This is a genomic window from Porphyromonas crevioricanis (genome assembly GCF_900167225.1).
Taxonomy (GTDB): domain Bacteria; phylum Bacteroidota; class Bacteroidia; order Bacteroidales; family Porphyromonadaceae; genus Porphyromonas; species Porphyromonas crevioricanis.
Map to the genome: position 1 here is coordinate 47,190 of NZ_FUXH01000001.1, position 26,263 is coordinate 73,452.

Annotated in this window: 18 protein-coding genes and 2 pseudogenes; 7 read left to right on the forward strand and 13 right to left on the reverse strand. The window is 46.3% G+C overall.

Annotation, left to right across the window (positions count from 1 at the left end; genetic code table 11):
- Position 1: 1 nt before the first annotated feature.
- Positions 2 to 1,672: a formate--tetrahydrofolate ligase gene (locus B5D48_RS00190; protein WP_023937352.1), complete on the reverse strand. Its 1,671-nt coding sequence runs from the start codon at positions 1,670 to 1,672 to the stop codon at positions 2 to 4.
- Between the two features lie 259 nt (positions 1,673 to 1,931).
- Between B5D48_RS00190 and B5D48_RS00200 the strand changes: the two genes are divergently transcribed.
- Together B5D48_RS00200 and B5D48_RS00205 are read left to right on the forward strand one after the other, a co-directional pair.
- Entirely contained in the window at positions 1,932 to 3,197 is a 1,266-nt protein-coding gene (locus B5D48_RS00200; protein WP_023937349.1) for a hypothetical protein, read from the forward strand.
- Positions 3,198 to 3,218: 21 nt separating this feature from the next.
- The gene (locus B5D48_RS00205) at positions 3,219 to 3,947 is read left to right on the forward strand and encodes an SIMPL domain-containing protein (protein WP_023937348.1); all 729 of its coding nucleotides are present in this window, start codon (positions 3,219 to 3,221) and stop codon (positions 3,945 to 3,947) included.
- A 168-nt stretch (positions 3,948 to 4,115) separates the two neighbouring features.
- Here the strand turns inward: B5D48_RS00205 and rd are convergent, their stop codons facing one another.
- The 12 genes and pseudogenes from rd to B5D48_RS00260 form a co-directional block, all read right to left on the reverse strand.
- Positions 4,116 to 4,280, reverse strand: a complete 165-nt coding sequence (rd, locus tag B5D48_RS00210) for a rubredoxin (protein ID WP_023938753.1) — start codon at positions 4,278 to 4,280, stop codon at positions 4,116 to 4,118.
- 176 nt (positions 4,281 to 4,456) lie between these two features.
- Positions 4,457 to 5,083, reverse strand: coding sequence for a superoxide dismutase (locus tag B5D48_RS00215; protein WP_042120645.1), 627 nt, complete (start codon positions 5,081 to 5,083; stop codon positions 4,457 to 4,459).
- 107 nt (positions 5,084 to 5,190) lie between these two features.
- On the reverse strand, positions 5,191 to 7,635 hold the full coding sequence (locus B5D48_RS00220) for a TonB-dependent receptor (RefSeq protein ID WP_023938757.1): 2,445 nt from the start codon (positions 7,633 to 7,635) through the stop codon (positions 5,191 to 5,193).
- Complete coding sequence (locus B5D48_RS00225; protein WP_023938759.1) at positions 7,632 to 8,708, reverse strand: ATP/GTP-binding protein; 1,077 nt, start codon at positions 8,706 to 8,708, stop codon at positions 7,632 to 7,634. The genes B5D48_RS00220 and B5D48_RS00225 overlap by 4 nt, the downstream gene beginning before the upstream one ends.
- Positions 8,709 to 8,723: 15 nt before the next feature.
- Positions 8,724 to 9,086, reverse strand: a complete 363-nt coding sequence (gene trxA / locus B5D48_RS00230) for a thioredoxin (RefSeq protein ID WP_023938761.1) — start codon at positions 9,084 to 9,086, stop codon at positions 8,724 to 8,726.
- 72 nt (positions 9,087 to 9,158) lie between these two features.
- Positions 9,159 to 11,006: a DNA polymerase III subunit gamma/tau gene (locus tag B5D48_RS00235; protein WP_023938762.1), complete on the reverse strand. Its 1,848-nt coding sequence runs from the start codon at positions 11,004 to 11,006 to the stop codon at positions 9,159 to 9,161.
- Positions 11,007 to 11,211: 205 nt separating this feature from the next.
- Positions 11,212 to 11,358: pseudogene (locus tag B5D48_RS00240) on the reverse strand (Arm DNA-binding domain-containing protein); the annotation flags it as partial.
- 184 nt (positions 11,359 to 11,542) lie between these two features.
- A pseudogene (locus B5D48_RS09315) lies at positions 11,543 to 11,676 on the reverse strand (IS3 family transposase); the annotation flags it as partial.
- 101 nt (positions 11,677 to 11,777) lie between these two features.
- Positions 11,778 to 12,173, reverse strand: a complete 396-nt coding sequence (locus B5D48_RS00245; protein WP_023938766.1) for a 2-amino-4-hydroxy-6-hydroxymethyldihydropteridine diphosphokinase — start codon at positions 12,171 to 12,173, stop codon at positions 11,778 to 11,780.
- Positions 12,157 to 13,242 carry a bifunctional 3-deoxy-7-phosphoheptulonate synthase/chorismate mutase type II gene (locus B5D48_RS00250; protein ID WP_023938767.1) on the reverse strand — a complete coding sequence of 362 codons (1,086 nt, stop codon included), beginning with the start codon at positions 13,240 to 13,242 and terminating at the stop codon, positions 12,157 to 12,159. The genes B5D48_RS00245 and B5D48_RS00250 overlap by 17 nt, the downstream gene beginning before the upstream one ends.
- Positions 13,218 to 14,516, reverse strand: a complete 1,299-nt coding sequence (locus B5D48_RS00255) for a glycosyltransferase (protein ID WP_023938768.1) — start codon at positions 14,514 to 14,516, stop codon at positions 13,218 to 13,220. Before B5D48_RS00255 ends, B5D48_RS00250 begins: the two co-directional genes overlap by 25 nt.
- Before the next feature lie 3 nt (positions 14,517 to 14,519).
- Positions 14,520 to 15,857, reverse strand: a complete 1,338-nt coding sequence (locus B5D48_RS00260; RefSeq protein ID WP_023938769.1) for a UDP-2,3-diacetamido-2,3-dideoxy-alpha-D-glucuronate deacetylase VimE — start codon at positions 15,855 to 15,857, stop codon at positions 14,520 to 14,522.
- 167 nt (positions 15,858 to 16,024) lie between these two features.
- On the opposite strand from B5D48_RS00260, the gene B5D48_RS00265 reads away from it, so the two are divergent.
- The 5 genes from B5D48_RS00265 to B5D48_RS00285 all read left to right on the forward strand — a co-directional run bounded on the left by B5D48_RS00265 (position 16,025) and on the right by B5D48_RS00285 (position 26,189).
- Complete coding sequence (locus B5D48_RS00265; protein ID WP_036887705.1) at positions 16,025 to 17,185, forward strand: dicarboxylate/amino acid:cation symporter; 1,161 nt, start codon at positions 16,025 to 16,027, stop codon at positions 17,183 to 17,185.
- A gap of 4 nt (positions 17,186 to 17,189) precedes the next feature.
- Positions 17,190 to 18,527, forward strand: coding sequence for a DNA recombination protein RmuC (locus B5D48_RS00270; protein ID WP_042120647.1), 1,338 nt, complete (start codon positions 17,190 to 17,192; stop codon positions 18,525 to 18,527).
- Between the two features lie 206 nt (positions 18,528 to 18,733).
- On the forward strand, positions 18,734 to 19,351 hold the full coding sequence (locus B5D48_RS00275) for an HmuY family protein (RefSeq protein WP_023938772.1): 618 nt from the start codon (positions 18,734 to 18,736) through the stop codon (positions 19,349 to 19,351).
- Between the two features lie 238 nt (positions 19,352 to 19,589).
- The gene (locus B5D48_RS00280) at positions 19,590 to 21,764 is read left to right on the forward strand and encodes a TonB-dependent receptor (protein ID WP_023938775.1); all 2,175 of its coding nucleotides are present in this window, start codon (positions 19,590 to 19,592) and stop codon (positions 21,762 to 21,764) included.
- Positions 21,765 to 21,797: 33 nt separating this feature from the next.
- Positions 21,798 to 26,189, forward strand: a complete 4,392-nt coding sequence (locus B5D48_RS00285) for a cobaltochelatase subunit CobN (protein ID WP_023938776.1) — start codon at positions 21,798 to 21,800, stop codon at positions 26,187 to 26,189.
- Positions 26,190 to 26,263: the final 74 nt, after the last annotated feature.

A 26,263-nucleotide genomic window follows, 5' to 3' on the forward strand; every position in this document is an offset into this window, starting at 1 on the left:
ATCAGCTTAGACCATCTATAAATCCGTCTACAACATCTATGTGTTCTGCCTGTGGTGTTTTGGGAAGCCCCGGCATACGCATGATCTCACCCATGATCACAACGATCATTTCAGCACCTCGATTAACAACGACATCTGCCACTTTCAGCTCGAAATCTCTCACATCGCCATAGCCCTTGGGATCAGCTGAGAAAGAATATTGCGTTTTGGCAATGCAAATAGGGTAGTGAGACATCCCAAGCTCTTCTATACGCTTGATTTTCTTCGTTGCCTTGCTGCTATAGGTTACGCCAGAGGCAGAGTAAATCGTCTTGGCTATGTGGTCTACCTTTGTCTGTATGTTTTCTTTCAGGTCGTAGGTATAGCGAAGAGGTTGGGAAGGGTTGTTCTCCACAGTCTCCACTACCAGCTTGGCCAAATCTATGGCACCGCTGCCTCCTTCTCCGAAAGCACTGTTAATTGCAAATCCCACTCCGAGACTTTTTTCGCAATGCTCACGTACCAGCTCAATCTCTTCCTCCGTATCGGTGGCGAAACGGTTGAATGCAATGACTACAGATTGCCCAAATCGTTTTAGGTTGGAGATGTGTCTGTCGAGATTTTTCAATCCTCGGCGTACTCCTTCGGGGTTGGGTTCTTTGATTGCTTGTTCGGGTACATCTCCGTGCATCTTCAGACCTCCGAGGGTTGCTACAATGACTGTCAGCGAGGGATTTAGTCCTGCATGGCGACATTTGATATTGTAGAATTTTTCAGCACCCAAATCTGCACCGAAACCAGCTTCCGTGATAGCGTACTCCCCGGTCGTAAGTGCCATTTTGGTAGCAATGATAGAGTTGCAGCCATGGGCAATGTTGGCGAATGGTCCTCCGTGTACAAAAGCTGGCCCATGCTCGATGGTTTGCACCAGATTAGGCTTGATGGCATCATACAGGAGAGCTGTGATAGCTCCCGCAATACCCAAATCTTTCACTGTGAAAGGATCTCCCTTACGCGTGTATCCCAGGAGGATTTTCTCTATGCGTCGGCGCAGGTCATCGAAGTCCGAAGCAAGGCAAAGAATAGCCATAATTTCGGAAGCTGCGGTGATGTCGAAACCGGCTTCTCTGGGGATGCCGTTGGAGAGGCCTCCCAAGCCTGTTACGATGTTGCGCAACGAACGGTCATTGACATCCAACACTCTCTTCCAGAGTACCTCAGACAGACCATCGCAAGTATTACGGTTTTGGTAGATGTAATTGTCCAGCAAGGCGGAGATCATGTTGTGGGCAGAGGTAATTGCGTGGAAGTCTCCAGTGAAGTGGAGGTTGATTTTCTCCATTGGCAATACCTGTGCATAGCCTCCCCCGGCAGCCCCCCCTTTCATACCAAAGCAGGGACCGAGAGAGGGCTCTCGGAGAGCCACTGTGGCTGTCTTTCCTATTTGGCGGAGTCCCAAAGCCAAGCCGATGGATACGGTTGTTTTACCGATACCGGCTTTGGTAGGCGTGATAGCTGTCACCAATATGAGGTGATTTTTACGCACCTTCTCTTCATCGATTTCTGATAGAGGGACCTTGGCTACAAAACGCCCGTATGGCTCAATTGTTTCTGTATTGAGTCCGGCTTTTTCTGCTATTTCAGTGATAGGTTTTAGCTCAGCTTCGCGAGCGATCTGAATATCCGATTTCATTTTCTTAGATCTATTGAGGGCTTTTATGTTGTTGCTCTAAACTAAAGAAGGAAGTCTTGCGACAGAGCAATATCTCTCTGTGAATCTGTTCCTTTCTCAAAGGTATAATCATATTAGCCCCTTCTTTGTTTTGAGTTTGTTGTTTTGCTCCCAAAAAACATTGTTTATTTTTGTTCGGAGAGGGTTCTTTTAGGGAAGAATGAAGGGTGAAAACGCTGAAGATTCGATCCGAGAGCATCCTCCATTTTAGCAATACTTTATGAGAACGAAGAAATTAGCCAAACTGATTGCAATACTGCCATTGACAGCTCTGATGGCCTCTCCCGTTTCTTTTGCTCAAGGCCGGGGAGCCGTGGCAGATACTTCTATCATCCAACTTCACGGATATGTTCAGACCGATATTCAAGGGGGGGAGCGAGATGCAACATTGGATGTCGGAAAGCCTAACAAGAACGCGGAGAAGTTATTTGGGCGTATGGGGATCAGGCGAGGGTATTTTACTCTATCGGCCAGACATCCCAAATACCGAGATTGGTCTGCGGTGGGTACTGTCGATATAAATGATAGAGGAGTTTTTCCTTTTCAGGCTTATGTGAATTATCTGCACCAGTTCGATATTAGTGATACCGAACTTAGTTTGCTGGAGATTGGAGGGAAAGCTGGTCTGGACATCCCTTCTTTTGGCTTGGAAGAAAGAGAGACTTCGGATCAAAGACTCAGTCCGGAGCGAGCTGCCTATATATCGAATATGTATCCTGATGTCGTTGATTTGGGAGTTGGTATGCATTTCGGTATTGGTTTCGGTGGCTATACGCCAACCTATCTGCAACACTCCTTCGGCCTTGATATTCAGGCTTTGTCGGGCAATGGGCTTGGCAAGATGCGTAAGGATGTACCGGATGTTTTGTTCGATCTTCGGCATTCGATGAGTAATATCTATTTGGACATCCTGTATGGAGCTTCCTACTATTGGGGATATGTACCTCAAGGGAATGAGCTAGATAAGAAAGTGCGTCGGGATTATCTCTCTGTTTTTGCGCGTTTTGGTTTCAGTACCGTACTCGGTTATACTCGCCTGAGTGCCGAATATATCTCCGGCAATCAGCCGGGAAAACGGCAGCTCTCCCATGTAGTAGGGCAAAAGATCGGAGATAAGGAGTACTACGATGATAAGGCGATATTCTCCAGAGGCTTCCAAGGAGCAATGGGAGAGGTCTCTCACCGATTTTATTTTGCTCCTATCGGCTTGCTATACAAATACTATTACTACAACAAAAGAGATCTCATTACCAATGATAAGGAACTGTGGCAGATGTATCTCGATCAGTTTTTAGCCTCACCCGAGGCTGACGGCAAAGAGCAGGTCCATGGTTTTGGTTTGCAACTATTCCTTCTGGATGATGCACTGCGCCTGACTGCTTATTACGAAATGCCTCATAGCGAACGAGTGCCCAATCCAAAACATCCTCTCTATCGTGATCCGTCCGACGATAAACTCACATTGCGACTACAATATCGTTTCTAACTCAAATCAATAACAAACAAAATGCAGAAGAGTAATATCATTACAGCTGTCATCGTGGGGATTGCTTTTGTCGTTGGCCTCGGTGCTTTGGCTAATGGTGTAGGCAAGGTAAGACGCTCTCCCGAGCCCCTTATCAATGTAACGGGGATGGCCGAACGCAATTTTACGAGTGATTTGGCTGTATGGAGTGCCAGATATGAAGTGATGAGGTTTGATATGCAACAGGCATTTGCCGATCTTGCTGGAAAGAGAGCTCAGGTGAAGAAATTTCTCCAAAGCAAAGGTATAGCGGAGGATAAGGTCGAGTATAGCTCTGTGAGTATTGATCGGAGATACGACAAGGAGGGTTATTGTGATCAGAAAGTTTTTGTTGGCTTTGCTCTCTCTCAGAGTATCACTATTACGTCTAATAATATCGAAGAGGTGGAAAACCTCTCTCGCTCTATCACGGAGCTTATCAATGAGGGAGTTGAGATTTATTCCGAAAGTCCCCAATTCTACTACACCAAGCTCAATCAGCTTAAAATAGAGATGCTCAAAGCAGCATCGGAAGATGCCTACAACAGGGCAGCTGTGGTAGCCGAGGGAGGCAAAGGATCTTTGGGTAAGTTGGTGAAGTCGGATGTGGGAGTATTCCAGATCGTGGGGCTTAACTCCAACGAAGATTACAGCTGGGGTGGCTCGTTCAATACATCAAGCAAGGAAAAGACGGCTTCGGTCACTGTCCGCTCTTCTTATAGAGTGAAATAAAAAGTAGAGGGTAATCAGATTGTTCTATTCAACCTCTGTCCGAGGAGATGTCATTTTACTAACTCGTGTAAAGGTTTTCCAATAGGCAGGAGCTCCTCCAAAAAGAAAGTCACCCGATCTGGCAAACTCCAGATCGGGTGACTTTCTTTTTTTTAGTGCAATCCGATATTACCCTTTGTGAACTTCAAAATCGTCCTTGGTTGCACCACAAACTGGGCAAGACCAATCATCAGGAATATCTTCGAAAGCAGTACCCGGTGCTATTCCTCCATCCGGATCCCCTACTGCAGGATCGTAAACCCAATCGCATAGTGTGCAAATGTACTTTCTCATTGCTGTTTCTAATTTTACTGTAAGTGATAAATATGTAACTCCTAAAGGAAAATCAACCTGTCGGTCTTTTGCAGAACACAAAGGTATGGATATTGTTCATTCGCTTCAAGCATAAGGTCTCTCCGGATACAAAAAATAAGCCCTGACCATCTGCCGGTCAGGGCTTGAGGGAGTGTTTAGAGCTGATAACGAAGCTCTACCACTTGCCAATCTATAATTCGCCACACTTCATCAAGATGCTTACCTCTGTCGTTGGTGTAATCCAAGTAGTAGGCATGTTCCCACAAGTCTATCCCCATGAGAGGCGTCAAACCTCTACGCACGGGGTTGTTTCCATTGGCCTCGGTTACAATTGAGAGGTTTCCTTTCTCGTCCGAAGAAAGCCAAGCCCATCCGGAGCCGAATACTCCCATGGCTGCCTGCTTAAACTCCTTTTGGAAGGCTTCGAAAGATCCCCACTGTGCTGTTATTCGTTCACCGAGTTTTCCTTGTGGCATACCTCCTCCTTTGGGAGAGAATTGCTCGAAGTAGAGGTTGTGATTAAGCAATTGCCCTGCATTGTCTGCAATGCTACCTGTTGCATATTTGGCTATCATCCGAACATCAGATACGGAAGCGAATGGAGTACCTTGGATCAGCTTGTTCAGCTTTTTGACATAGCCGGCAAGATGTTTGCCATGATGCAATTCCACAGTTTGTTTGCTGATTACCGGCTCCAACGCATCTGTTGCATACGGCAATTTCATTAGTTGGAACTGAGCTGAAGCGGAGGAAAAGGAGGCCAGCACAAAGACTGTGGCCATGAGTAGGTGTTTTAGTCTATTCATTTATGTATCAGTTAAGGTATTAGAAATATGATTCCAACACATTAACCGGAACGATGTGCAAAATGTTTAGCAAAGGCCTTTATTCAGAAACTTGCTGTAAAGCGGAGGTTCCACTGTCGCCGGGTGAGATAGTTCGGGACTGCGTACTGCTGATTGAAAACATCGCTGATCCAATAGTAGGAGTTGACATTACTTATGTCGAAGAGGTTGAAGAGGTCTATTCCTAATTGTATCTTCTTGAATGCAGACCACAGGCCGGTACGGAACTTCTGTTTGCTGTTGTCAAGCAAAGTGTACTGCATACCTATGTCTATCCGCTTGTATGCACTGCCTTCGAATGCGGCAGAGGAGAATCCTTTGGCAGGGTTGATTTCCGGCAATCCTCCCGAGAGCACACCTCTGAGGCTCAAACTGATTTGTTTGTATCCAGGGAAGTAATCCTGAAAAAATAGCGACAAGTTGTATTTCGGTGCGTTCATCAAAGGAATCTTGCCTATTCCTTTTCCTAGATTTTGTTCAGCCGAGAGAAGCGAACATGTGAGCCAAGAGTCTATCCCCGGCACAAACTCTCCGAACAGTTTGAAGTCTATCCCGGTTGCATAGCCACTGCCGATATTGCTTCCGTAGTAGCGGATTTTTACATTTTCCCTTATGTATGGGTTGATCCGGTAGAGACGCTTGTAGTAAAGCTCAGTTGTGAACTTGAATTTGCGGTCGGCAATGAGAAAATCCAAATCCGATCCGAGCAAAATAATTGCTGCTGCTTGAGAGCGGGTCTCTTTGTTGAGTGCAACATAGCGATTGTCGTGCTGGTCTTTCTGTTCCAATCGTAGCTCCTTGTAGAATGGAGCTTGATAGTACAAGCCACCCGAAAGACGGAAAATTAAATTCCGGTTGAAATCCGGAGCGAAGGAGGTGTTCAATCTGGGACTGACAGTGAACTCTTTGTTGAAAGACCAATAAGAGGCCCTGACACCGGGGGTTAGACTAAGCACTCCGTGAGATGTCTGTAGGCGAATATGATCTTGTAGGAATGCACTTGCCCTCATTGATCTCATCCGAATGTCGGAGTATAGATTTCGCCAAACAGCCAATATCTCCTCCTTTCGAGGCAAGGTATAGCCCATCGAGTCTCTTTTCTCCCATTCGTTGATATGGTCGTTTACTTGTTCCAGCTTCAGGTTCAGCCCTGCTCTCCAGCGTTGTGTCTCACTGACATTCAGGTCTGTGCGATAGACCATATTGGCAACTGTTGCATAGAGGTGATTCCGGGCATGCTCATGATTATTGCCAATGCCTAATACTCCAGATCCTGTCCCCGATTCTATAGCTGAGGGGTCTTGTGCTCCCAAATCATTGAGGAAATAGGAGCCAGAAATATCGTATGTTTCTTGCTCTCGTGTGCGGAAAGCCGAAAAGGTGAGGGTTTGTCGGAAATCGGTTGATGGGGTATGTTCCAGACTTACGGCTCCGAAGGCTGTGAGGAAAAGGTCTTGCTCTTTCCCCGAGAAGTATATCTTGAACTTCTTGATATTCTCCAATGTCCCAAAATTCGTTTCTCGGGTCTTAGGGACAAAGCGATAAGAGGTGTAGGAGACATTGGTGAGGAAAGAGAGTTTGAGTTTTGTGGAGAAAGCGTAGTGCAGGTAGGCCTGTGCATCGAAGTAATGTGGGTCGTATTCGGCTTGAGTATCATTGAGAGATTTCAGCAGAGTATTGCCGGCTTTGTACCTTAGCCCGGTGATCATTGACAGCCTGTTCATACGTGTGCCAATGTATGCCGAACCTCCCATCATCCCTCCTGTGATGGAGCCTTCTGTTTCTTCCGGTCGTTTGTATTTAATATCCAATACAGAGCTGATCTTGTCTCCATAATCTGCGGTAAATCCTCCTGCGCTGAATTGTACCTGATCGGTGAGGTCGGGGTTTACGAAGCTAAGACCCTCTTGTTCAGCTGACCGGATCAAGAGAGGGCGATAGATCTCTATCCCATTTACGTAGACCATGTTTTCGTCATAGCTACCCCCTCGTACCGAATATTGAGAACTCAACTCGTTGTTCTGGCTTACACCAGCATAAGTGCCAATTAAGCTCTCGACACCGGCCGTCGGGGATACATTGGCCTTTATCAGATCTGTCTTTACGGCCTGCATCGTACTGGTTTGTTTGCGACCCTGTGCGCTTACCACCACTCCTCCGAGATCTATGGCCGATGAGGCCAGACGAATGTTGATTCGTTGGTTGGAAGCGAGAGAGCTTAGCTTCCGTTCCTCCGACTTGTATCCCAGACAAGAGTATTCTATTGTGATAGAATCTTTGCTTGCAGGCATACTGAAGCTGTAGAAGCCTTTCAGATTGGTATAGGCTCCTATGGCTCGCCCCTGAACTCGTACGTTCGCCAACTCTATAGGCTTGTCATCCCTATCCAATACATAGCCCGAAATGGTATATTGTTGGGCCAATACAGGCTCCAGAGTGGAGAGAGCCAGCAGCAAGAAGAATACGATTCGTAGGCCGAGCGTTTTCATAGACGGCTGTAGTCGGGGTTATCCGTTACATCTTCTATCAGCTTCACGAAAGGAGGCAGGTGTATATCTTCCTCTTTTCGTCCTTTTATTTCCAGTAGTTGGAACTTGAGTTCCGGTTCCAAGAATGTATCCAGCTCGAAGTACTGTTTGTCCCACACAAAGCTTTTGCGCAGTTTGTGCACGATCATCAAGTCGGATCTATCGACTCTGTTGAGCATGGATATGTATTCATTGGGGTTGATCTGTCTTTCGGTAACGATAGGCGCTCCTTCCTGTGGATGAGGGAGTGCCTGCACGCTGTGAAAGTAGACATAATTGCCAGGGTAGCCTCTCTTGCGTATACGCACTGTGGAGCCGTCCTCCGCAGGGATATATGCCTGATAGATCTCGGCTTCTACTCCATAGGGGATCTCTCCCGATAGCTCTACAAGGTATTTGCGACGTATACCCAATGTGCCGGGTTCTCCCAAAATGGAAGATATGGTATCGATTGTTTGCAGGATTTTGTTTTCAAAATCTCCATCATTCTCCACGATTCGAAGATTTTGGTGGCCTGTCCAGGCGGCTATGACTTTGGCATCCAACTCTCTGGCCTCATCAAGGGTCTCTCTGCGGAGGTCGTTGTTGTCTGTGGTATAGTGCTCTTCGGCTCCATTGGCTGCTGTCACCAAATGTATAACAGCATCATACCGGGCATTTCGCAGTTTCATCTGAGAATATCCCAACTCGTCTATCATGGCCTGCCAAGCAGTCGGATCCATGTAGGCGGATATATCCATCGTACCTCTATCGGCAATGAGTAATACCGGCTGCGAGGCTGTACGGGCAAGTTCGTAGAAGGTATCCTCCATTTGTATTTGGAACTTGAGTACGGCTTTCTCTATGTTGTAGAAATACTGTTTGTCCGAAGTTGAAAAATTGACAGAAGCAGCATTGAATAAGGTTGGAGTCTCCGGCAAAGCATATACCAGATAGCCCATGTCGGTAAATCGCTCGATGATTTTGACCATAGCTGTAGTTTTGCCTGCGCAAGGGCCTCCGGTCATTACAATGCGAGTGATATTTTTGTTCATGTTACAACCTCCTGCTTATTGTAGCAACAACTCTTCGATGTGTTGCTTTAGCTCTTGTTTTCCCATTACACCTAGCATGAGGTGAGGCTTTTCGTTTCCTGGTTTTGAGAAAAGAAGAGTAGGCACAGTACGTATGCCAAAGAAAGCTGTGAGTTCCTGATCTTGGTCTACATCCACCTTGTAGACTTCTATTTGGTCTTTATATTCCCGAGCTATTTCTTCGAGTATGGGGGAGAGGGCCTGACAAGGACCGCACCAAGTGGCGAAAAAGTCTACTAAGACGGGTTTCGATGACAAATGCTGCCAGTCATTGGGAGTAGATTCGATATTTGATACGAGCTGTATAAATTCTGATTTGTTGATTTGTCGTGTATTCATCTTTGTTTTTAATGCTTTAGTATTATGTACCAAACATAGCCGGAAAGGCTTTTGTTTGGGAAGAAAGTGTTCTCAGTTTTCACGCAATCCCAAGGCTTGATACAGTTTGTCGAAGTTCGGATTTTCTTTTCGCCAGCGTTCTATTCGCTCTGCATTGGTTATCGCATCTTCATCCGAACTCACATCTTCTATGCTCAGTTTCATCCGCAATTCTGTGTTTCTCAGTCTGCTTCTGAGAAAAGACATGAGAGATATTTGGATCTCTTCCAACTCCTCTTGCTGCGCGGGATTGTAGATTTTTACTTCAAAATCGGCCTTGTCTAATAATTTAGGCAGGCATAGCTGCATGGTGTTGCGTAGGTGAACCTGATCGGTGAGAACCTCTTTTGTATATGCCAACCAAGCCCGTTGCAACTCATTCTCTGTAAAGGATTCGTGCAAATCATCCTCAATGAGGTTGTTTGCCTCTTTCGGAGTGTTATCCCGGCGAATACCATGCACGGATAATCTGTTTCCAATGAAATTTCGATTGTTTTCTCCTGTTTGGATCGGAGCTTGTCGTGTGCTCGGTCTGGGAGTTGTATTCGATAGCTGTTGCGCAGGCTGTATAGGAGTCTCAGGAGTCAGATTTGTTTCTGTTGAAGCAAGCGGAGCGGGTGGCGTTTGCCGTGGTTGTTCAGCCGGTTTGGGAACTTCGGTTGCTGTCTCTGCAGTCGTGTTGTGATTTGTGTCTGCTGTTGTTGGGCGGGCAGGTGGCGTGCTTGTGACTTGTGTTTTTGTTGCTTGTGTCACAGCCTTTTGCACTCCCGACTTCAGCTCGTTGCTATACAAAGCTGAGATACTCATTAAAGCAAGCTCCACAAGTAGCCTTTTGTTTGAGGCTTGTCTGTATTGTTGATCGCAGCCGACGCAGATACGTATGGCCTGGTACAAAAAAGCTGAGGAGCAGGTAGATGCGGTCTGTACATACTTTTTGGCAATGGCTTGTGGTTTTTCGAGCAAAATAGCTGTATTGGGGTCTTTGGCCATCAATAGATCCCGGAAGAACGACGCCAATCCATTTACGATCATTGCTGCATCGAAGCCTTTGGCTAATAGCTCATCCAAAGTGAGAAGAACTCCCTTGTAATTGCCCGAAACAAATAGATCGATCAGCCGGAAATAGTATTCGTAATCCAATACATTGAGCCCTGATACGACATCTTGATAGGTAACTCGACCGCCCCCGAAATTGGCTATTCGATCGAAAAGAGAGAGAGCATCGCGCATCCCTCCATCGGCTTTTTCGGCGATTAAGCCTAAGGCATCTTCCTCATACTCAATGTTTTCCGTTTGGGCTACATGGCTCAAATGCCGGACGATCTGCGGTACGGCAATGCGTTTGAAATCGTATACCTGGCATCGTGAGAGAATAGTAGGTAGTATCTTGTGTTTCTCTGTGGTTGCCAGAATGAATATCACATACTCCGGTGGCTCTTCCAATGTTTTGAGAAACGCATTGAAAGCTGCTTGTGAGAGCATGTGCACCTCATCTATGATATAGATTTTGTGCCTGCCGATTTGTGGTGGGATTTGTACCTGTTCTATCAGTTGCCGTATGTCGTCTACTGTATTGTTTGAGGCTGCGTCTAGTTCGTATATGTTCAGGGAACGTTGCTCATCAAAGGCCTTGCAGCTTTCACATTGGTTGCAAGCTTCTCCCTCAGGAGTACGATTTAGGCAGTTGATTGTCTTGGCAAAGACTCGTGCCATGGAGGTTTTACCTACTCCTCTGGGGCCACAAAAGAGGTAGGCATGAGCAGTCTTTGCACTGTTGATAGCAGCCTTGAGTGTAGAGGTAAGGGCTTCTTGCCCTACCATGGTCGCAAAACTGTCGGGGCGGTATTTGCGAGCCGATACTATATATTGGGTCGTATCCATCACGGACAAAAATACTCATTAAGAATGGGACGATGAAGCATTTTATTTACACAATTGTTCTCTCTGAAGTTTTCCCCTTTCGATACCTATGGTAGGGATTTCAGAACACATCACAACTATTCCGATACATATCATTTTCGTACCATAATTCTGTTTAGAGTTAAGAATACTACCACATTGCTCTTGGAGAGGAAACAAGGCCTGTGTTCCACTCGTGAGGCGCAACGCTTTCGCCCGTGCTCATCACCACGTTTGCTCCGTTGATGGTGATGCGACAAAGGCTTGCCGTTGTACCGTCTGTTTTGACTTTATTCTTATTGATGTAGAATAGGATTTTGAATGTACTGCGCATAAGTTTTTCGTGCGCTATATGATGGTTTGACGTGTGTTATGAGGTTATGAAAATATTCTCTCGATAGTCTCTCAAAATCTTACGTCACTTTTGGAGGCAGATTGTATTCCTTTCGGAAAACGCCTGTTTTATAGCTATTAAGGGCTCTTCCACTCCCAAGGTGAGATACACATAAAGCCCCCCATGTGTAGGCATCGGTAATGAGAGATAAGTAGGCGCCCCCCCATAGGAAATGTAGGTAATATCCGCTACAACCAGTTCCCCGGGACGTTTGGGCACGAAATTAGGCTCCGTATTGAGCAAATCTTCGTACCGATGAGTTGTAAGGCCCTAATTCTTTCGGCCTTGTTTTGAAATAACAAGTGAGGATAAGTGTCTGGCTTTTTGATTAAACGAAAGAGACTCGTTTAGGTTTTGGGTCAGTGATCGGTGGAGATGTTCAACTGCTGCATTCCGATCTGTATGTACGGACGCTCCATGTCGGCCGGTTTGCACACTTCTGTATTCCAGATGAGCAGGTCTATGTCTATTGAGATGCGCGACTCTGTTTTAGGGTATTTGAGACGACCGCAAGATTGTTCTACCTGTTTGAGTATTTGTCGGCAGTCTTCTTTGCCCAAATCGGTGTGGATAATGCCGAGACAGTTGATAAAATCGTGACATTTCACCTCGCAATCTACAGCTGGGTTGAGGATAGGTGGAGAAAAGCAGATCCTGGGAAAATGTTTGGACAGTAGCTTTCTGGCTTTTTTGATGCGTCTTATGGCGTAATAATTACTCCCCAAGCTGATAAGTATCCTATTGCTGTTCATCATCTGAAACTCTGTGTTGTATCCTTACCGACTCTTGATGTATATGGGAGAAAAGACCGGAAACGAAGTCCACATCAAGTTGCAACTCTCCGGCTTTTTGCTCCAATTCTTGTAGAATGGATTGGTAGCGATCCGTTTGTAAGACAGACAGATTGTGGCGACACTTGTAGTGTCCGATTTGGGCCGAAAGTTTCATTCGCTTGGAAAGCAGGCCAAGGATATTTTCGTCTATCTGATCTAGTTCGGTGCGCCACGCTTTGAGTACGGGTAGGGGGTCGCGCACCTGCTTCGATACATGCAGGTGGCTCAAAATATTTTGCAGGTCGTGGGGAGTTAGTTGCTGAGCTGCATCACTCAAAGCTGTCTGAGGGTTGATGTGTGTTTCTACGATCAATCCAGCATAGTGCATATCCAGAGACTGGCGACACAGGGCCGGTACGAGAGCACGTTTACCTGCTATGTGGCTCGGGTCGCCCAGTATGGTCATTTCCGGATATCTTCTCATCAACTCTATTGGTATTTGCCATTGTGGCGGATTGCGATAGATGCTGTCTGTGTATGTGCTGAATCCTCTGTGTATGGCTCCCAAGCGAGTTACTCCGGCTTGATAGAGACGCTCAAAGGCTCCGGCCCAAAGTTCGACATCAGGATTGATGGGGTTTTTGACCAACACAATGGGAGGGGTGCTCAAATGAGATAGCGTGTGGGCTATTTCGGCTATCAAGAAGGGATTGGAGGTCGTGCGTGCTCCTATCCACAAGATGTCTACACCGGCGTGTATGCTTTCCTCCACATGCCGGCTGCCAGCCACCTCCGTTGCCACAAGCATTCCCAATTCATGCTTTACTCTCATTAGCCATGGAAGACCTTTGCTTCCCATACCCTCGAAAGAGCCGGGCAATGTACGAGGTTTCCATAGTCCGGCACGAAAAATCCCGATCCCGGCCGAGCGGAGTTGCCAGGCCGTCTCCATTACCTGTTCTTCACTCTCGGCACTGCAAGGGCCAGCAATCAGGACAAATCCTCCCGACTGGTAGATAGGTAGATCTAATGGTTTGATTGATACGGACACGAACGTATATTTTTCGGATTATCGAGTACTTCATTGAGTAGTCGGGCAAAATCTCCGACCTGTCTTTTGCGAGAGAATAGCTCTATTTCTTCCTGTTCTCCCAATACGGCTGTGTAGCCTTGTCTGATCCAGTCTTTGTGACACGAACGTACAAAAGAAATGACATCCCGGACAGAACGAGCTGCACATCCGATCCGAGTGTGCTTGATAAGTTGCTCCATTACAGCTTCGTCACTTCTTACCAATAGTACCGGCTTACGTACCGCCATGGCTTCAAATATTTTGGTAGAGACCATGCCGTGCGGTCCGCTTTCGGATTCTCGGTTGGAGAGTTGCAGGAGAATAGCTGCCGATTGTATCATTCGAGCCATTTCCTCTCTTGGCAGCATTTCGTGAAAAGTGTTGATTGTCTCCAGTCCGTAAGAAGAGATCACAGGGCGTAATAACCGTTCGCTCTGCTTGTCTGTATACCAATGGATGTGCAGCTTCGATGAGCTTACCAGTTCGGACAGCTCGGGAGAGGCCAAAGCTTGAAACAAAAGGCTTGGGTCTCTCATAGATAAGCTCAGGAGACGTCCAGTGTATATGATGTCGAAGTGAGGGTGTGGCTCTAATCGGGGGGAGAAAATCTCATGGTCGTAGCCGTTGTATATCAAATGACAATCGGGGTTTACTTTGGCAAGTAAATTCCTATGCCAGGGGGAAACAGTGATGACTTTGTTTGCCTGGGATAGGTACCGGTTGCGTTGACTGATAATACGAGCTCGGATACTTCTCATCAATTTGAGCAAAGGGTGCCCCCAAAGAGTGATGGGGTGGGGGAGGAAATCTCCATCGGTATATTGTTCCACAATGTCTCTGCAATCGGCAATCCAGGGTATGCCCCAGCTTTTTGCCAGACGTGCAGCCGTACGCAGAGGAAACTTGCGGTAGGCGAAGCATAAGATGACATCGGGTTTCTCTTTCAGGCTCTTTTGCAAAGCCTTTTCCATGCGTCTTTCCCTCCTTTCGTAGACAAGGTCGGCCAGAAAGTTCAATTTGTGTCTCAATGTCCCGACTTCGTTCTTCCCAAAGTCAATCCTGTATATAGGTATATCTTCTTTGTACCGGCTATCAGTTGCCGTGTGTACATAGTCGGCTTGGTGTCTCACTAATTCGGTCGCTACCACCGGTTCCCAGCCATAGGTCGGTAAGTATTTGGCTACTGCTTGTATGCGAGGAGCAAATACAGGGGGGAACAGATCCGACAGAATCAAGACACGACGCTGTCTCATGGGTCACTCTTTTTTTCCATGAATGTGAATATTCATTGTTTCTCGTATGATGTCTCGATATAGATTGTCCAGCCACTTCTGTTCTCCCACAGCAAAGCTGACATTGTGCCAGAGTAGGTTCAACTCTCCGTGGTGCAGAGCTGTCTGCTCTATTAAGCCAAATGTGTAGGATTTGGCTTCGGAGTATTCCAGCCCCATATAATTAGGACGGTTCAGAGTACAATCCATTACGGTGAGTGGGTGTAACAACAATTCCGTGAGTACTCGAGTGCAGGGGCGAATGAAACGTACTACCCGGCAGGTACCCAACCGAAACCCGGCGACATCAGCATAACCCATGGTGTAGTCGTGCCGTATCCCCGCACTTATCAGGGCTTGCATATCTTCGGGCTCGCGTGCAGACAGGTAGTGATGGCGAGAGATATCAATCGAATGACTACATGTTTTTTGCAAGTGTTCTTTTTCTCGCAGTATCTTATCTGGATCCAAACCGGAGGCATAGGAGCAGTGCAGACCATAGCGTACCTCTCTTTTGTTGCAAAGATCTGTGAGAGGAGTAAAGCAGGCCGAGCCGAGATTGTAACACGGAGCATCGAGCGGATGTGTACCCATGGATTTGAAAAAGAAGATTGTATCGCATATCTCTTCTCCTAGTCGATCTCGCAGTTCTTTGTTTCGCTCAAGTATCCCGGCGAAGGTATAGTAGCGATCTTGCCATGGGGGGCGGAAAGCTAGATGAAAAGCCTTGAAGGGTGATTTCTTCTCTTTAATTATGGCACGCATCATACCTCTCCATCCTCTGTATTCGAAAGGTTCATCTACATCGTGTGTCAGATTGATATGAGAGAAACCAAAGGGAGGTTCGGGAATATCTGTTCCTTCGTTTCGGAGTATTTTGCGCAACAACACCCCATATTCGTCTACGATCGGGCGATGGATAAATCCTGCTCGATATGGCAACGATTCTTTGCCGGGAAAACGACCATGTTCGTCTCGTATTTCTCGCTTATACATCTCTTCGTAGCGAGATATGAGGAAGAATGTAGAGGCTACCAAATCGGCTTCTATGATCAAAGGCCCTCCATCCGACTCCCGGCTTACTCCGGGTTTTCCAAACAAGACAGGTACACCCTCCCATTCTTCCAAGGGCAAGGTGGGGTAGGCGGCTTCGGTACCATAGCAGCCAGTTCGGAAAAAAGAGGAAGGGCGAATCACAACCCTATATCTCTGCATTTCCGATTTGTCTGAAGTATAGCCAATAAGTCGATCCATCCGTTGTTGGGGTAGAAGATCTCCGCCCAGCATAAACTGGATAATGTAGTTGGTTACTTCCGTATTCATCGCCTTTGTTCTTGTTGGAAAACACGACTAATGTAGCACAAAAGTAAAGGAATAATCTGGTCTTAGTTTCACGTCTGATGCGAACAGGAGCAATCCATGGGAGAGGTCTGGGTCGGAGCTCTCGGGTTGCTTCCTTGTGCACGGATAAATCTGCCTACTTTTGCAGCATGAAAAAGGTACGTATCGGTCTCCTCGGGCGCATACTGATAGCTATCGCTTTGGGGATTGTCGCAGGATTGAAAGCACCGGAAGTATTGGTGCGAGTGTTTGTTACTTTCAACTCTTTCTTCGGTAACTTCTTGGGCTTCGTAATCCCTCTCATTATTCTAGGCTTGGTCAGTGCAGCTATTGGACGAATGGGTAGCGGTGCGAAGCGTTTGCTTCTGATCACGGTAGCATTGGCTTATGGCTTTACGATCTTTTCGGGTTTGATCTCTTATGGGACCTCCTCCTCAGTTTTCCCTTCTTTGATAGACCCCAGTGCGAAGACGCATATCACGGAAGGAAACGAAGCTATCAACCCTTTTTTTGTTGTGGATATGCCTCCCCTGATGGGGGTGATGACAGCTCTTGTATTAGCCTTTATTCTTGGTTTGGGGATGTCTCATATACGGGGAAAAGCCTTGATGGAGGTAGCTACTGACTTTGAGGAGATAATCGGTAAAATGATTTCCTCCGTCATTATCCCCTTGCTTCCTCTCTATATCTTCGGAATTTTTCTGAATATGACTTACATGGGGCAGGTAGCCGGTGTAATGCAGGTGTTTCTCAAGATCATCGGTGTGATCTTCGTGATGCATATTCTACTTCTGTTGATTCAGTACTCTATAGCGGGTGCGGTAGTGAAGCGCAATCCTCTCACTCTACTCAAACAGATGTTGCCGGCCTACGCTACTGCTCTTGGCACCCAAAGTTCGGCTGCTACAATCCCTATTACCCTAAAGCAAACTCGAAAGAATGGAGTGAGCGAAGAGGTATCGGGTTTTGCTATTCCTCTATGTGCTACGATACACCTTTCTGGGTCTACACTTAAGATTGTAGCTTGTGCCGTTGCCTTGATGATGATGCAAGGGCTGAATTATGATTTTGGCCTATTCTTTGGTTTTATACTCATGCTCGGTATCACTATGATTGCAGCTCCAGGGGTGCCCGGAGGGGCCATCATGGCTTCGATAGGTATTCTACAATCTATCTTGGGCTTTTCCGAGACAGATCTCGGATTGATGATTGCCCTTTACATCACAATGGATTCATTCGGTACCGCCTGCAATGTTACGGGTGATGGAGCCATTGCATTGATAGTAGACAAATACTATAAACGCCTCTAATACAATGGGTTTAGTGTTCTATATCCTATTGTTCCTATTTGGGATTACTTCCCTATTGCTTTACTTACGTCTGAGGAATATTCGCCATATGGTAGATCAGGAACGCATACGAATGCAGGAGCAAAGCGAAAGGTTGGCTGCTGAGGTAAAGACTAAAGAGGAGAGCATATTTGCCGAAATAAACAAACGTATCTCTCTGGAAACCAGCTTAGCCAAACTTGATACAGAGCGTAGTTACTTGCAAAAGGAGGTGGAGAAGTTGCAAAATCAGTCTGAGCATATCAGTTTGGAATTGAAGCAAGAGTTTGAGTTGCTTTCTCAGCGTCTTTTGGATAGTAGTGCCACTCAGTTGGCCGGTAAACAGCGAGAAGAATTGGGGCTTCTGTTTACCCCTCTTAGAGAACAGCTCAACAGCTATCGGGAGAGTATGGAAAAAGCTTGCATCGAGCAGCAAAAAGGGCAAATACAGATGGGGGAGCAGATCCGTCTGCTGATTGAGCAAACTGGAAAGATCGGTCATGATGCTTCAGACTTGGCCAAGGCATTAAGAGGGAATAGCAAGATACAAGGAGATTGGGGAGAGGTTGTGTTGATGAGACTGCTTGAAATCAACGGTCTTAGAGAGCATTGGAGCTATGAAAAGCAACAAACCGTGCGCACAGCAGATGGTCGTTTGCTGCGAAGCGAAGAGGAAGGGAAAAGTCTCAGACCGGATGTGATAGTAACTTTGCCGGAGAATCGACAACTCGTCATTGATAGTAAAGTTTCTCTCACGGCCTACAGTAAGTACTACGATTGCGAGGATGATACAAGTCGCAAGCTCTATTTGAGCGAGCATATCAAAAGCTTGCGAACTCATATCAGAGAGCTTTCCTCAAAGGCCTATCCAGCCCACCTCAGGCAGGCCGGTTATTCCGATGTTTTGGACTTTACTCTACTCTTTGTCCCTATCGAAGGGGCTTTGCAGACTGCTATCAGTTACGATGATAAGCTTTGGGAGGAAGCATACAAACAGCAAGTTATGCTCGTGAGCCCTCTGCAACTCATACCCGTACTCAAACTTGTGTCAGATATGTGGGCTATGCATAAGCAACAGCAAAATGTGCAAGAGATCATGGATCGGGTAGCTAAGATGTATGACAAGCTGGTGCTTGTAGATGAGTCTTTTTGCAAGGTAGAGAATAGTATAGAGGTGGCCCAAAAGCAGATATTGGAAACCAGAAAGCGTTTCTCCCGAGGGAAAGATAACTTACACAGACAGTTTGATCAGCTTGTAAAGTTGGGAGTAACTCCCGGAAAACGTTTGCCTACAGCTGTTAATAATGATGTTGAGGAAGAGTAATTTGTTCCTATAAGGCCTTAATTTAGGTTCTAAACCTATCATCCAGAACTAATAAATCATAAAAGAAAGGGATAAACAGTGGTTATAAATAACGATTTGTAGGTATTTAGTGGAGAAGGGAGGAAACAGACCTTTGCCATCGCTACGGAGGAGTAGTGTTTCAGCCTTGACTTAATACATACAGTAACCGATAATTTTATAGCGACATGAGTAAAGTCAGATTAGTTCTTTTGGCTCTGGCAGCTTTTATGGCAGTGGCCGTTGGATGTGACAAGAAAAAAAATGAACCCCAAGAACCAGAACGGGAAAAGCAAGGGGAGAAGAAAGTAGAATATCTCAATGCCACAGCTTACGGCAAATGGGTGTATTTCTCTTTTGAGCAAGGCAAAGTGGTAGATGTGACAAACCCTGCCGAGAGCAAAGACTGGGATATAGCATTCCATCGCGAACACGTACAGCTCAATGGTGCTGACGGATTCTCTGGCAAAGCCGACATGGCTGAGACCGGGGAAGAAGACTTCGACAAAGTAGATGGGAAAGGGAAATATACATTCTCGGGTAACAGAAAAGAAGTTATTCGCTGGCAAAATGTCGGTGATATGGACTTTGTAGAAGCTGAACAGATGGTGGCAGCACACAAGACTTACATCGTTGATATGGACAAGATGATGGAAGGCTCAGCTGCCATGTATCAGGCACACAAGACTGTGTATCTCTTCCACTCTGCCGATGGTAAAAGACTGTACAAACTCAAAATAACCGGTACTGTCAATGCTAGAGGCAAGAAAGGTGGAACACTATCTTTCCGCTACAAAGAAATCTAATCATCATATGTAGGTAGGGGCTGTATCAAAATGGATGTTTTGGTGCAGCCCCTTAAGGTGCGTCAGAATAGGCAAAAAGTAGGGGCTAAAGGACGAAGAAATACATTTGTGGTGTGTTGTTTAGCCTTGGGAGGTCGAATGTAATGCTGCATTGCATATTTTATGATACATCGCCTTTCCCCCAATCTGTCGAGGTGGATGCTTTCGACAGAAAAATCAATATCACATTCAACGATTCATGAAGGTAGCAGGGAGAGTGAGTGCTTTGGTATGTCTGTTCCTTTTGGTGGCAGACATAGCTTTCGCGCAAAGTCGCAACATACAAATATCCGGTAGAGTAACCGATATATCCGATCAACAACCTCTGGCCGGAGCCAATGTGTATATCAAGGGAACTACACAAGGCGGAGCAACGGAGGCTGATGGCCGATTTCGGATCAATTGTCGTATAGACGGCAAGCGCAGGCAAATAGTGCTTGTATCAAGTATGCTCGGCTATGCTGTAAGCGAAAAGAAAATCGATTTGGATAAGAGAGATCATATACAGGTGGACTTTGCCCTCCAAAGCGAAGATCGATGTCTGGAAAATGTGCTCGTTACTGCTACTCGTGCTGAGCACGCTTTGGTGCGTACTCCGGTTGTAACACAGCTTATCAAGAGAAAAGACATTGAACGCATAGCGGCTCCCAGCATCAAGGAACTTCTGGAGTATCAGATTCCGGGAGTGGAGTTTTCCACCCATGGTGGCAATATCTCTGTGCGTATGCAGGGGTTTGAATCAGGTTACATCTTATTCCTTATAGATGGAGAGGAAGTTTCCGGACAAAATAATGGGAATATAGACTTGACAAGGCTTACCCCGGAGCAGATAGAGAGGGTAGAGGTAATCAGAGGAGCCGGTAGTGCTCTCTATGGCTCAAATGCTGTAGCGGGAGTGATAAACATCATCACCAAAAACAGCAACAAACCTATATCTGCATTGGCCTCTGTTGGCTATAGTGAGCCGAATCATTTCACAACCTATGGGGAATTGGGCTGTCAGACGAAATTGATACGCAGCACTACCTCTCTCTCCTACGGAAATGCAGCGGAGTACCGCCTTTATGACAAGGATAAGAAAGACTTTCAGCGGATCCCTCGTGATCAGACATATCGTGTTGGGGAGAAACTGCAGTGGACACCATCGGATGTTCTTCGTATTAAAGCTAATGCCTCTTACTCCTATCGACTTCAATACATCAGCGACTATCAGAGAAATACTAATGGTAGTATTTCCGGCTATTTGTCTGCTTGTTACAAGAAAGATGAGGACAACAGCTATACCTTCACCGCTAACCAGGACTATACTAAGAGGGGGGTTGCTTTCCCAAAGGATTCTTCTTCGGACTCCACTGCCTACACCAACTCCCTGACTATGTTCAGGTTGCAGAATGACCGTAATATTGCTGACAAGTTCAGCCTCAATCTCGGAGCCGAATACCACTTGGAGGGTATGCGCAGTTTCCAGATAAGCAATTTTGCTGAGAATAAATACATTCATTCTGGTGTGGCATTTGTACAGCTCTCTCATCAGGCAATGGAGAGTCTGACTCTTCTCTATGGTATTCGTTCGGATCTCCATTCTGACTATGGTGTACATATATCGCCTAAAGTAGGTTTGATGTACCGCATTGGAAAAATTAATATTCGTGCGGGTTATGCACATGCTTTCAAAGCCCCAACAATAACGGAGCTAAATTTCGATTGGTTTCATGAGAATGGTCCCGGCTTCAAGATAACCGGTAACAAAAATCTCAAACCGGAGACGGCTAATCAGTTTACTTTGTCGGGGGAATACAGCCGTAGGGATTTCTCCGCATCTGTGACTGCTCATCATACCTCTTTCAATAGGAAAATCGTGATGCTTCAAGACAAGTCTGGAAACTTGCATTACGACAATATCTCCGGAGTGAGTCCCCTTGGAGGAATAGAAGCAAACATGATCTGGAGGCCAATAAGCAGTTTCCGTCTTTCGACAAATTATGCTTATGTGTATGAACGTTCTACTGTGAAGGTAAAAGACCAGGATGTGAATGTCTCCAGTGTGCGTCCGCATAGTCTTACAGCTCAGCTATCCTATACCTTCTCCAGGAGAAATTATCAATTGGACGCCTCCATTATGGGGCGGTACCACTCTCGCCTTAATACATCTATCGTATCAACCAACTCGGAAACACAAGAACGCATAGCCGAACCCATTAGCTATGAGGGCTATGCTATACTGCGCTTAGCTGTAAACCAGCGTTTTGGGGAACGCTATAGCTTAGTTTTCGGAATAGACAATTTGCTCGACTATGCGACAGACAAGGTTTCTTCTTTGGCTCCTCTCAGCCCCGGTCGCAGCTTCTTTGGTAAAGTTTCCATAACGCTGTAATATCACATCATCTTTTACTTAGTCATCATTTCTATGAAAAGACTTTCTTCCAAAGCTTATGTCTTCATCTTATTGGCCACAATAGTTGTGGTCGGTTTGGTTGTTTGGCTCTATCCCCGCAAAACGACCGTAGCTTTAGTCAATTTCCCGACCTACCAGGTCAGTGCCATGGCCAAGTCGGTGGCGGACGATCCTATACGTATTGTAGAAGTTGGAACGGACGAATTGGATAAGTTGCAAAACTGTGATGCTGCCCTCATTTTTGCTATGGGCATTCGACTGACAGATGAACAGCGAGAGCAAATCCTCAAACTGAAAGAGAAAAACATCCTTTTTGCTTCGCTCATGCCTATAGACCCAAGCAATGACCTCTCCAACATAGAGGAAAGTAAGCTTGAAATTCTAAAAAAGTATCTTCTCAAGGGAGGACGAAGCAATTACCGTTCCGGATTGAATTTTATTCGTCATGAGCTTCTTGGAAAGTCTATAACCAGAGATGCTATTGTTGCTGCTGTGGATATTCCGGATAATGTCTTTTTCAATGAGTTCGATGAACGTATAGATACAACACTCACAGATTACACTAATTTTCTCAAAAATAAAGAACTGTACCAGGAAGGAGGAAAGCGCATAGCTCTTTTTACCGGGAATTTTGGGCCTTTCAATTCCAACAAAGATCAGCTCGACGAATTGATTAAGGCTCTTCGGGAGGCTCATTTTAATGTTTATCCTCTCAGTTCATTCAGCAGACGCATAGAATTGCTCGAGGAGATCAAGCCCGATGCAGTTGTATATCTGCCACATGGTAGGTTTTCCATGATGCAGTCAGATGCAGCTGTCGATTATTTCCGCAGAAATAATATCCCTGTCTTTGCTCCTTTGGCTGTTACAGGTACTCACGAGGATTGGCTAGCTGATTCGAGAGGAATGAGTGGAGGAATGTTGAGCCAAAGCATTGTGATGCCTGAGATAGATGGAGCCTTGATGTCCCGTGCATTGATCGCACAGTACGAAGGAAAGGAAGGTTTCCATGAGTTCCATTGTATCCCCGATCGTCTTTCTGTTTTTGTTTCCTCTATCAAACGCTATCTAAGTCTCAGGGACAAACCCAATGCAGAGAAACATCTTGCAATCTATTACTATAAGGGGGCTGGCAAAGCTGCTCTTTCTGCAGCCGGGATGGAGGCTACGACATCTCTCTACAACTTGCTTTTGCGTCTCCAATCGGAGGGCTACAACGTGGCAGGCTTGCCTGCCTCGGCCAAGGCTTTGGAAGAGCTGATACAGCAACGTGGCAGTTTCCCTGCCGGATTTGCACGGACGGAGGTGGAGAAATATTTGGCTTCAAATGTACCTTTCTGGTACACCGCTTCTGAGTTTTCCAAAGATCTCAAGAATGATTTCCCAGAAGATTTGGTAGACTCCCTCGCAAGGATATATGGAGAGGTTCCAGGTGGCTATATGGTACGAAATGGGAAGGGAGAAGGTAGTATAGCCGTGAGTCGGATAGAGCTTGGCAACATTGCTCTGCTTCCTCAGCCCGGGATGGGTGGAGGCGGAGAAGATGACTTCCGCTTGACACACGGTTCCAATCCTTTGCCTCCTTATCATTACTTGGCTTCCTATCTGTGGACCAGACATAAATTCCAGGCAGATGCCATCATCCACTTTGGAACACACGGTAGTTTGGAGTTCATTCCCGGCAAGCAGGTTGGGCTTTCCGAGAGAGATTGGACCGATGCGATTGTGGCTGATATACCACATTTCTACCTCTATTCAATAGGTAATGTGGGAGAGGGCGTAATAGCCAAACGGCGCAGTTATGCCCAGCTTATTAGTCACCTTACTCCCGGTTTTATTCATACCGGTTTGGATGCACAAGCTACGCCTATCACTGAGTTGACAAGCCATTATTTGAGTCATGATCATGACGAGTCCTCTCTCAATGCCCGTATCAAAGCTCAGGCAGCAAAAAACGGGATTTTGAGAGAATTGCGGATAGATACTACCCTCTCCAAACCTCTTAGTCGCGATGAGATAGAATTGATAGACAACTTCGCAGCTGAATTGGCAGATGCTAAGATCAGTGGAGGAATGTACACCTTGGGAGAAGCCTTTGATGCAGGAAAGATACGGTCTTCGGTTGTGCTAATGGCCGTGGATCCTATTGCCTATTCGGCTGCGGAAGTAGCTAAGTTGAAGGGTCGCATAACGGACAAACAACTCAAAGGCTCTTTCTTTTCTACACATTTCCACCGTCCAGCCATGAAATTGGTATCCTCGATACTTGCTTCTGGGCATATTGATCTCTCATCGGCTTTCAGACAGATGGGTATTACAGCTGCGGATTTGACTTTGTCTGAGGCCGTGGAGAGTCAGCAGAAAAATGCTAAAATGGCTATGATGGGCTCCATGATGTCCGTAATGGGTGGAAGTAAAGGAAAAGCTCCAGCTGGTATGGGTAGCATCGGAGGTAAGTCTGGGCAGATGCCACATATGCAGGGCAAGCCTCAGGGGATGGCCGGACACCCGAATATGGCAAAAGGGAAAGTCATGGGTAAAGATAGTAAGTCGCAAAAGCCTTCTTCTACGCCGGAGAAAACGCAGGCTGGAGCTAAGCCCACTGCATCCACCGCTGGAAAGACCATGGGGCAAATGCCTCCCGTTTCTTTACCATCTTCCAGACATCCTCAACAAGGGATGTCTATGCAACAACAGTTGCAAGGAAAGGATGTGGAATACAGCAAGCAAGATGTACAGTTGGCCAATGCCATAGCAAAACTCAAAGAGACGATACAAAATGTTCTTCTATACCGCTCTTATTTGCAGGAGAGCCCCTCTAAAGAGTTGGATGCGATGGTCAATGCTTTGGCAGGTGGATATACATCACCCTCTCCCGGAGGAGACTTTATAGCTAATCCTAACGCCTTACCCACAGGACGTAATCTCTATGCGATCAATGCTGAAGCTACTCCTTCAGCGGCAGCTATTGAGAAAGGAAAACAAATGGCAGAAGAGATGCTCGCTGATTATGTCAGACGTCACCCAGGGAAATATCCAGAGAAGGTTAGCTTCACTCTTTGGAGTGGCAGTTTTGTAGAGAGTGAAGGAGCTACAATAGCCGAGATATTCTATCTTCTTGGAGTTCGCCCCATAGCAGACCGTTTTGGTCGTATCTTGGATTTGGAGCTGATCCCGGCTTCAGAGTTGCAAAGACCTCGTATAGACGTAGTTGTGCAGACTTCAGGACAGCTGCGGGATCTAGCTGCTTCCAGATTGGAATTGATACAAAAAGCCGTAGAGATGGCTGCCGAAGCAGGAGATAAAGATGGGGACAACTTTGTGGCTAAGGGGAGACAAGCTGCCGAGCGAATTTTGCTTGACAAAGGCTTTGCTCCGCAAGAGGCCAGAGATCTCTCTACACAGCGTGTGTTTGGTGCACTCAATGGAGGTTATGGAACTAACATTCAAGGGATGGTAGAGGCCGGAGATAAATGGGAAGACGAGAGTCAGATTGCCCAGGTCTATCTCAACAACATGGGGGCTGTGTATGGTAGTGGAAAAGACTGGGGAGCATTCCGAGCAGGTGTTTTCGAAGCTGCTTTGCAGAATACAGATGTTGTGATTCAACCCAGACAGAGCAACACTTGGGGAGCCTTGAGCTTGGACCACGTGTATGAGTTCATGGGAGGACTTACTCTCACTGTGCGTCAGGTGACTGGTAAAGATCCGGAAGGTTATCTCAACGATTTGAGGAATCGGCATCGCGCACGCTCACAGGAAATCAAGACGGCTATCGGTATAGAGGCTCGTACTACAATTCTCAATCCTACCTATATCAAACAAATGATTGCCGAGGGCGCAGGATCGGCTGATGCTATTTCCGAAACAGTGCGCAATACCTATGGCTGGAATGTAATGAAACCCAATGCCATAGATCACGAACTTTGGCAAGATATCTATGATGTGTATATCGAAGACAAGCATAATCTGGGAGTGGCGAACTTCTTCGAAGATAAAAATCCCACAGCATTGCAGGAGCTTACGGGTACAATGCTTGAGACAATCCGAAAGGGATATTGGCCTGCCAGTGAGGCTCAACGCAAGAAACTTGCCGAAATCAATGCCGAAATGACAAGTAAATATGGAGCGGATGGTGCATTTACAGGTCAGAATCATAAGTTGCAGTCTTTCATCGGAGAGCAACTGGATGCGAGTCAGCGCAAGGCTTTTGAAGATAAGTTGGCGGAGCAGACAGGGCGGAGCGATCGGGAAGCTGTTGTCCTGGAGAAAGACAAAGCTCGACAAAATCTGACCAATGGGGCAGATTATACTCGTTATCTCGTGCCCATAGCAGCTGTCCTTTTTGTCGTGGTGCTGATCATTATATATGTGTTGCGCCGGAAAAAGAAGGCGGATGAGTAAAAAACTTACGTCACATCACTATTATATCAAAAAACAGGTAGAGCTGTCGTTGCTCAAAACAGAGGCAGCTCTCC

Excerpts from the sequence above, each read along its gene's own strand:
- B5D48_RS00200 (WP_023937349.1), top strand. The coding sequence starts at position 1,932 with ATGAGAACGAAGAAATTAGCCAAACTGATTGCAATACTGCCATTGACA.
- B5D48_RS00245 (WP_023938766.1), bottom strand. The coding sequence starts at position 12,173 with ATGATGAACAGCAATAGGATACTTATCAGCTTGGGGAGTAATTATTAC.
- B5D48_RS00265 (WP_036887705.1), top strand. The coding sequence starts at position 16,025 with ATGAAAAAGGTACGTATCGGTCTCCTCGGGCGCATACTGATAGCTATC.
- B5D48_RS00270 (WP_042120647.1), top strand. The coding sequence starts at position 17,190 with ATGGGTTTAGTGTTCTATATCCTATTGTTCCTATTTGGGATTACTTCC.
- B5D48_RS00255 (WP_023938768.1), bottom strand. The coding sequence starts at position 14,516 with ATGAGACAGCGTCGTGTCTTGATTCTGTCGGATCTGTTCCCCCCTGTA.
- B5D48_RS00275 (WP_023938772.1), top strand. The coding sequence starts at position 18,734 with ATGAGTAAAGTCAGATTAGTTCTTTTGGCTCTGGCAGCTTTTATGGCA.
- B5D48_RS00260 (WP_023938769.1), bottom strand. The coding sequence starts at position 15,857 with ATGAATACGGAAGTAACCAACTACATTATCCAGTTTATGCTGGGCGGA.
- rd (WP_023938753.1), bottom strand. The coding sequence starts at position 4,280 with ATGAGAAAGTACATTTGCACACTATGCGATTGGGTTTACGATCCTGCA.
- B5D48_RS00205 (WP_023937348.1), top strand. The coding sequence starts at position 3,219 with ATGCAGAAGAGTAATATCATTACAGCTGTCATCGTGGGGATTGCTTTT.
- B5D48_RS00235 (WP_023938762.1), bottom strand. The coding sequence starts at position 11,006 with ATGGATACGACCCAATATATAGTATCGGCTCGCAAATACCGCCCCGAC.
- B5D48_RS00225 (WP_023938759.1), bottom strand. The coding sequence starts at position 8,708 with ATGAACAAAAATATCACTCGCATTGTAATGACCGGAGGCCCTTGCGCA.
- B5D48_RS00215 (WP_042120645.1), bottom strand. The coding sequence starts at position 5,083 with ATGGCCACAGTCTTTGTGCTGGCCTCCTTTTCCTCCGCTTCAGCTCAG.
- B5D48_RS00190 (WP_023937352.1), bottom strand. The coding sequence starts at position 1,672 with ATGAAATCGGATATTCAGATCGCTCGCGAAGCTGAGCTAAAACCTATC.
- B5D48_RS00285 (WP_023938776.1), top strand. The coding sequence starts at position 21,798 with ATGAAAAGACTTTCTTCCAAAGCTTATGTCTTCATCTTATTGGCCACA.
- B5D48_RS00280 (WP_023938775.1), top strand. The coding sequence starts at position 19,590 with ATGAAGGTAGCAGGGAGAGTGAGTGCTTTGGTATGTCTGTTCCTTTTG.
- B5D48_RS00220 (WP_023938757.1), bottom strand. The coding sequence starts at position 7,635 with ATGAAAACGCTCGGCCTACGAATCGTATTCTTCTTGCTGCTGGCTCTC.
- trxA (WP_023938761.1), bottom strand. The coding sequence starts at position 9,086 with ATGAATACACGACAAATCAACAAATCAGAATTTATACAGCTCGTATCA.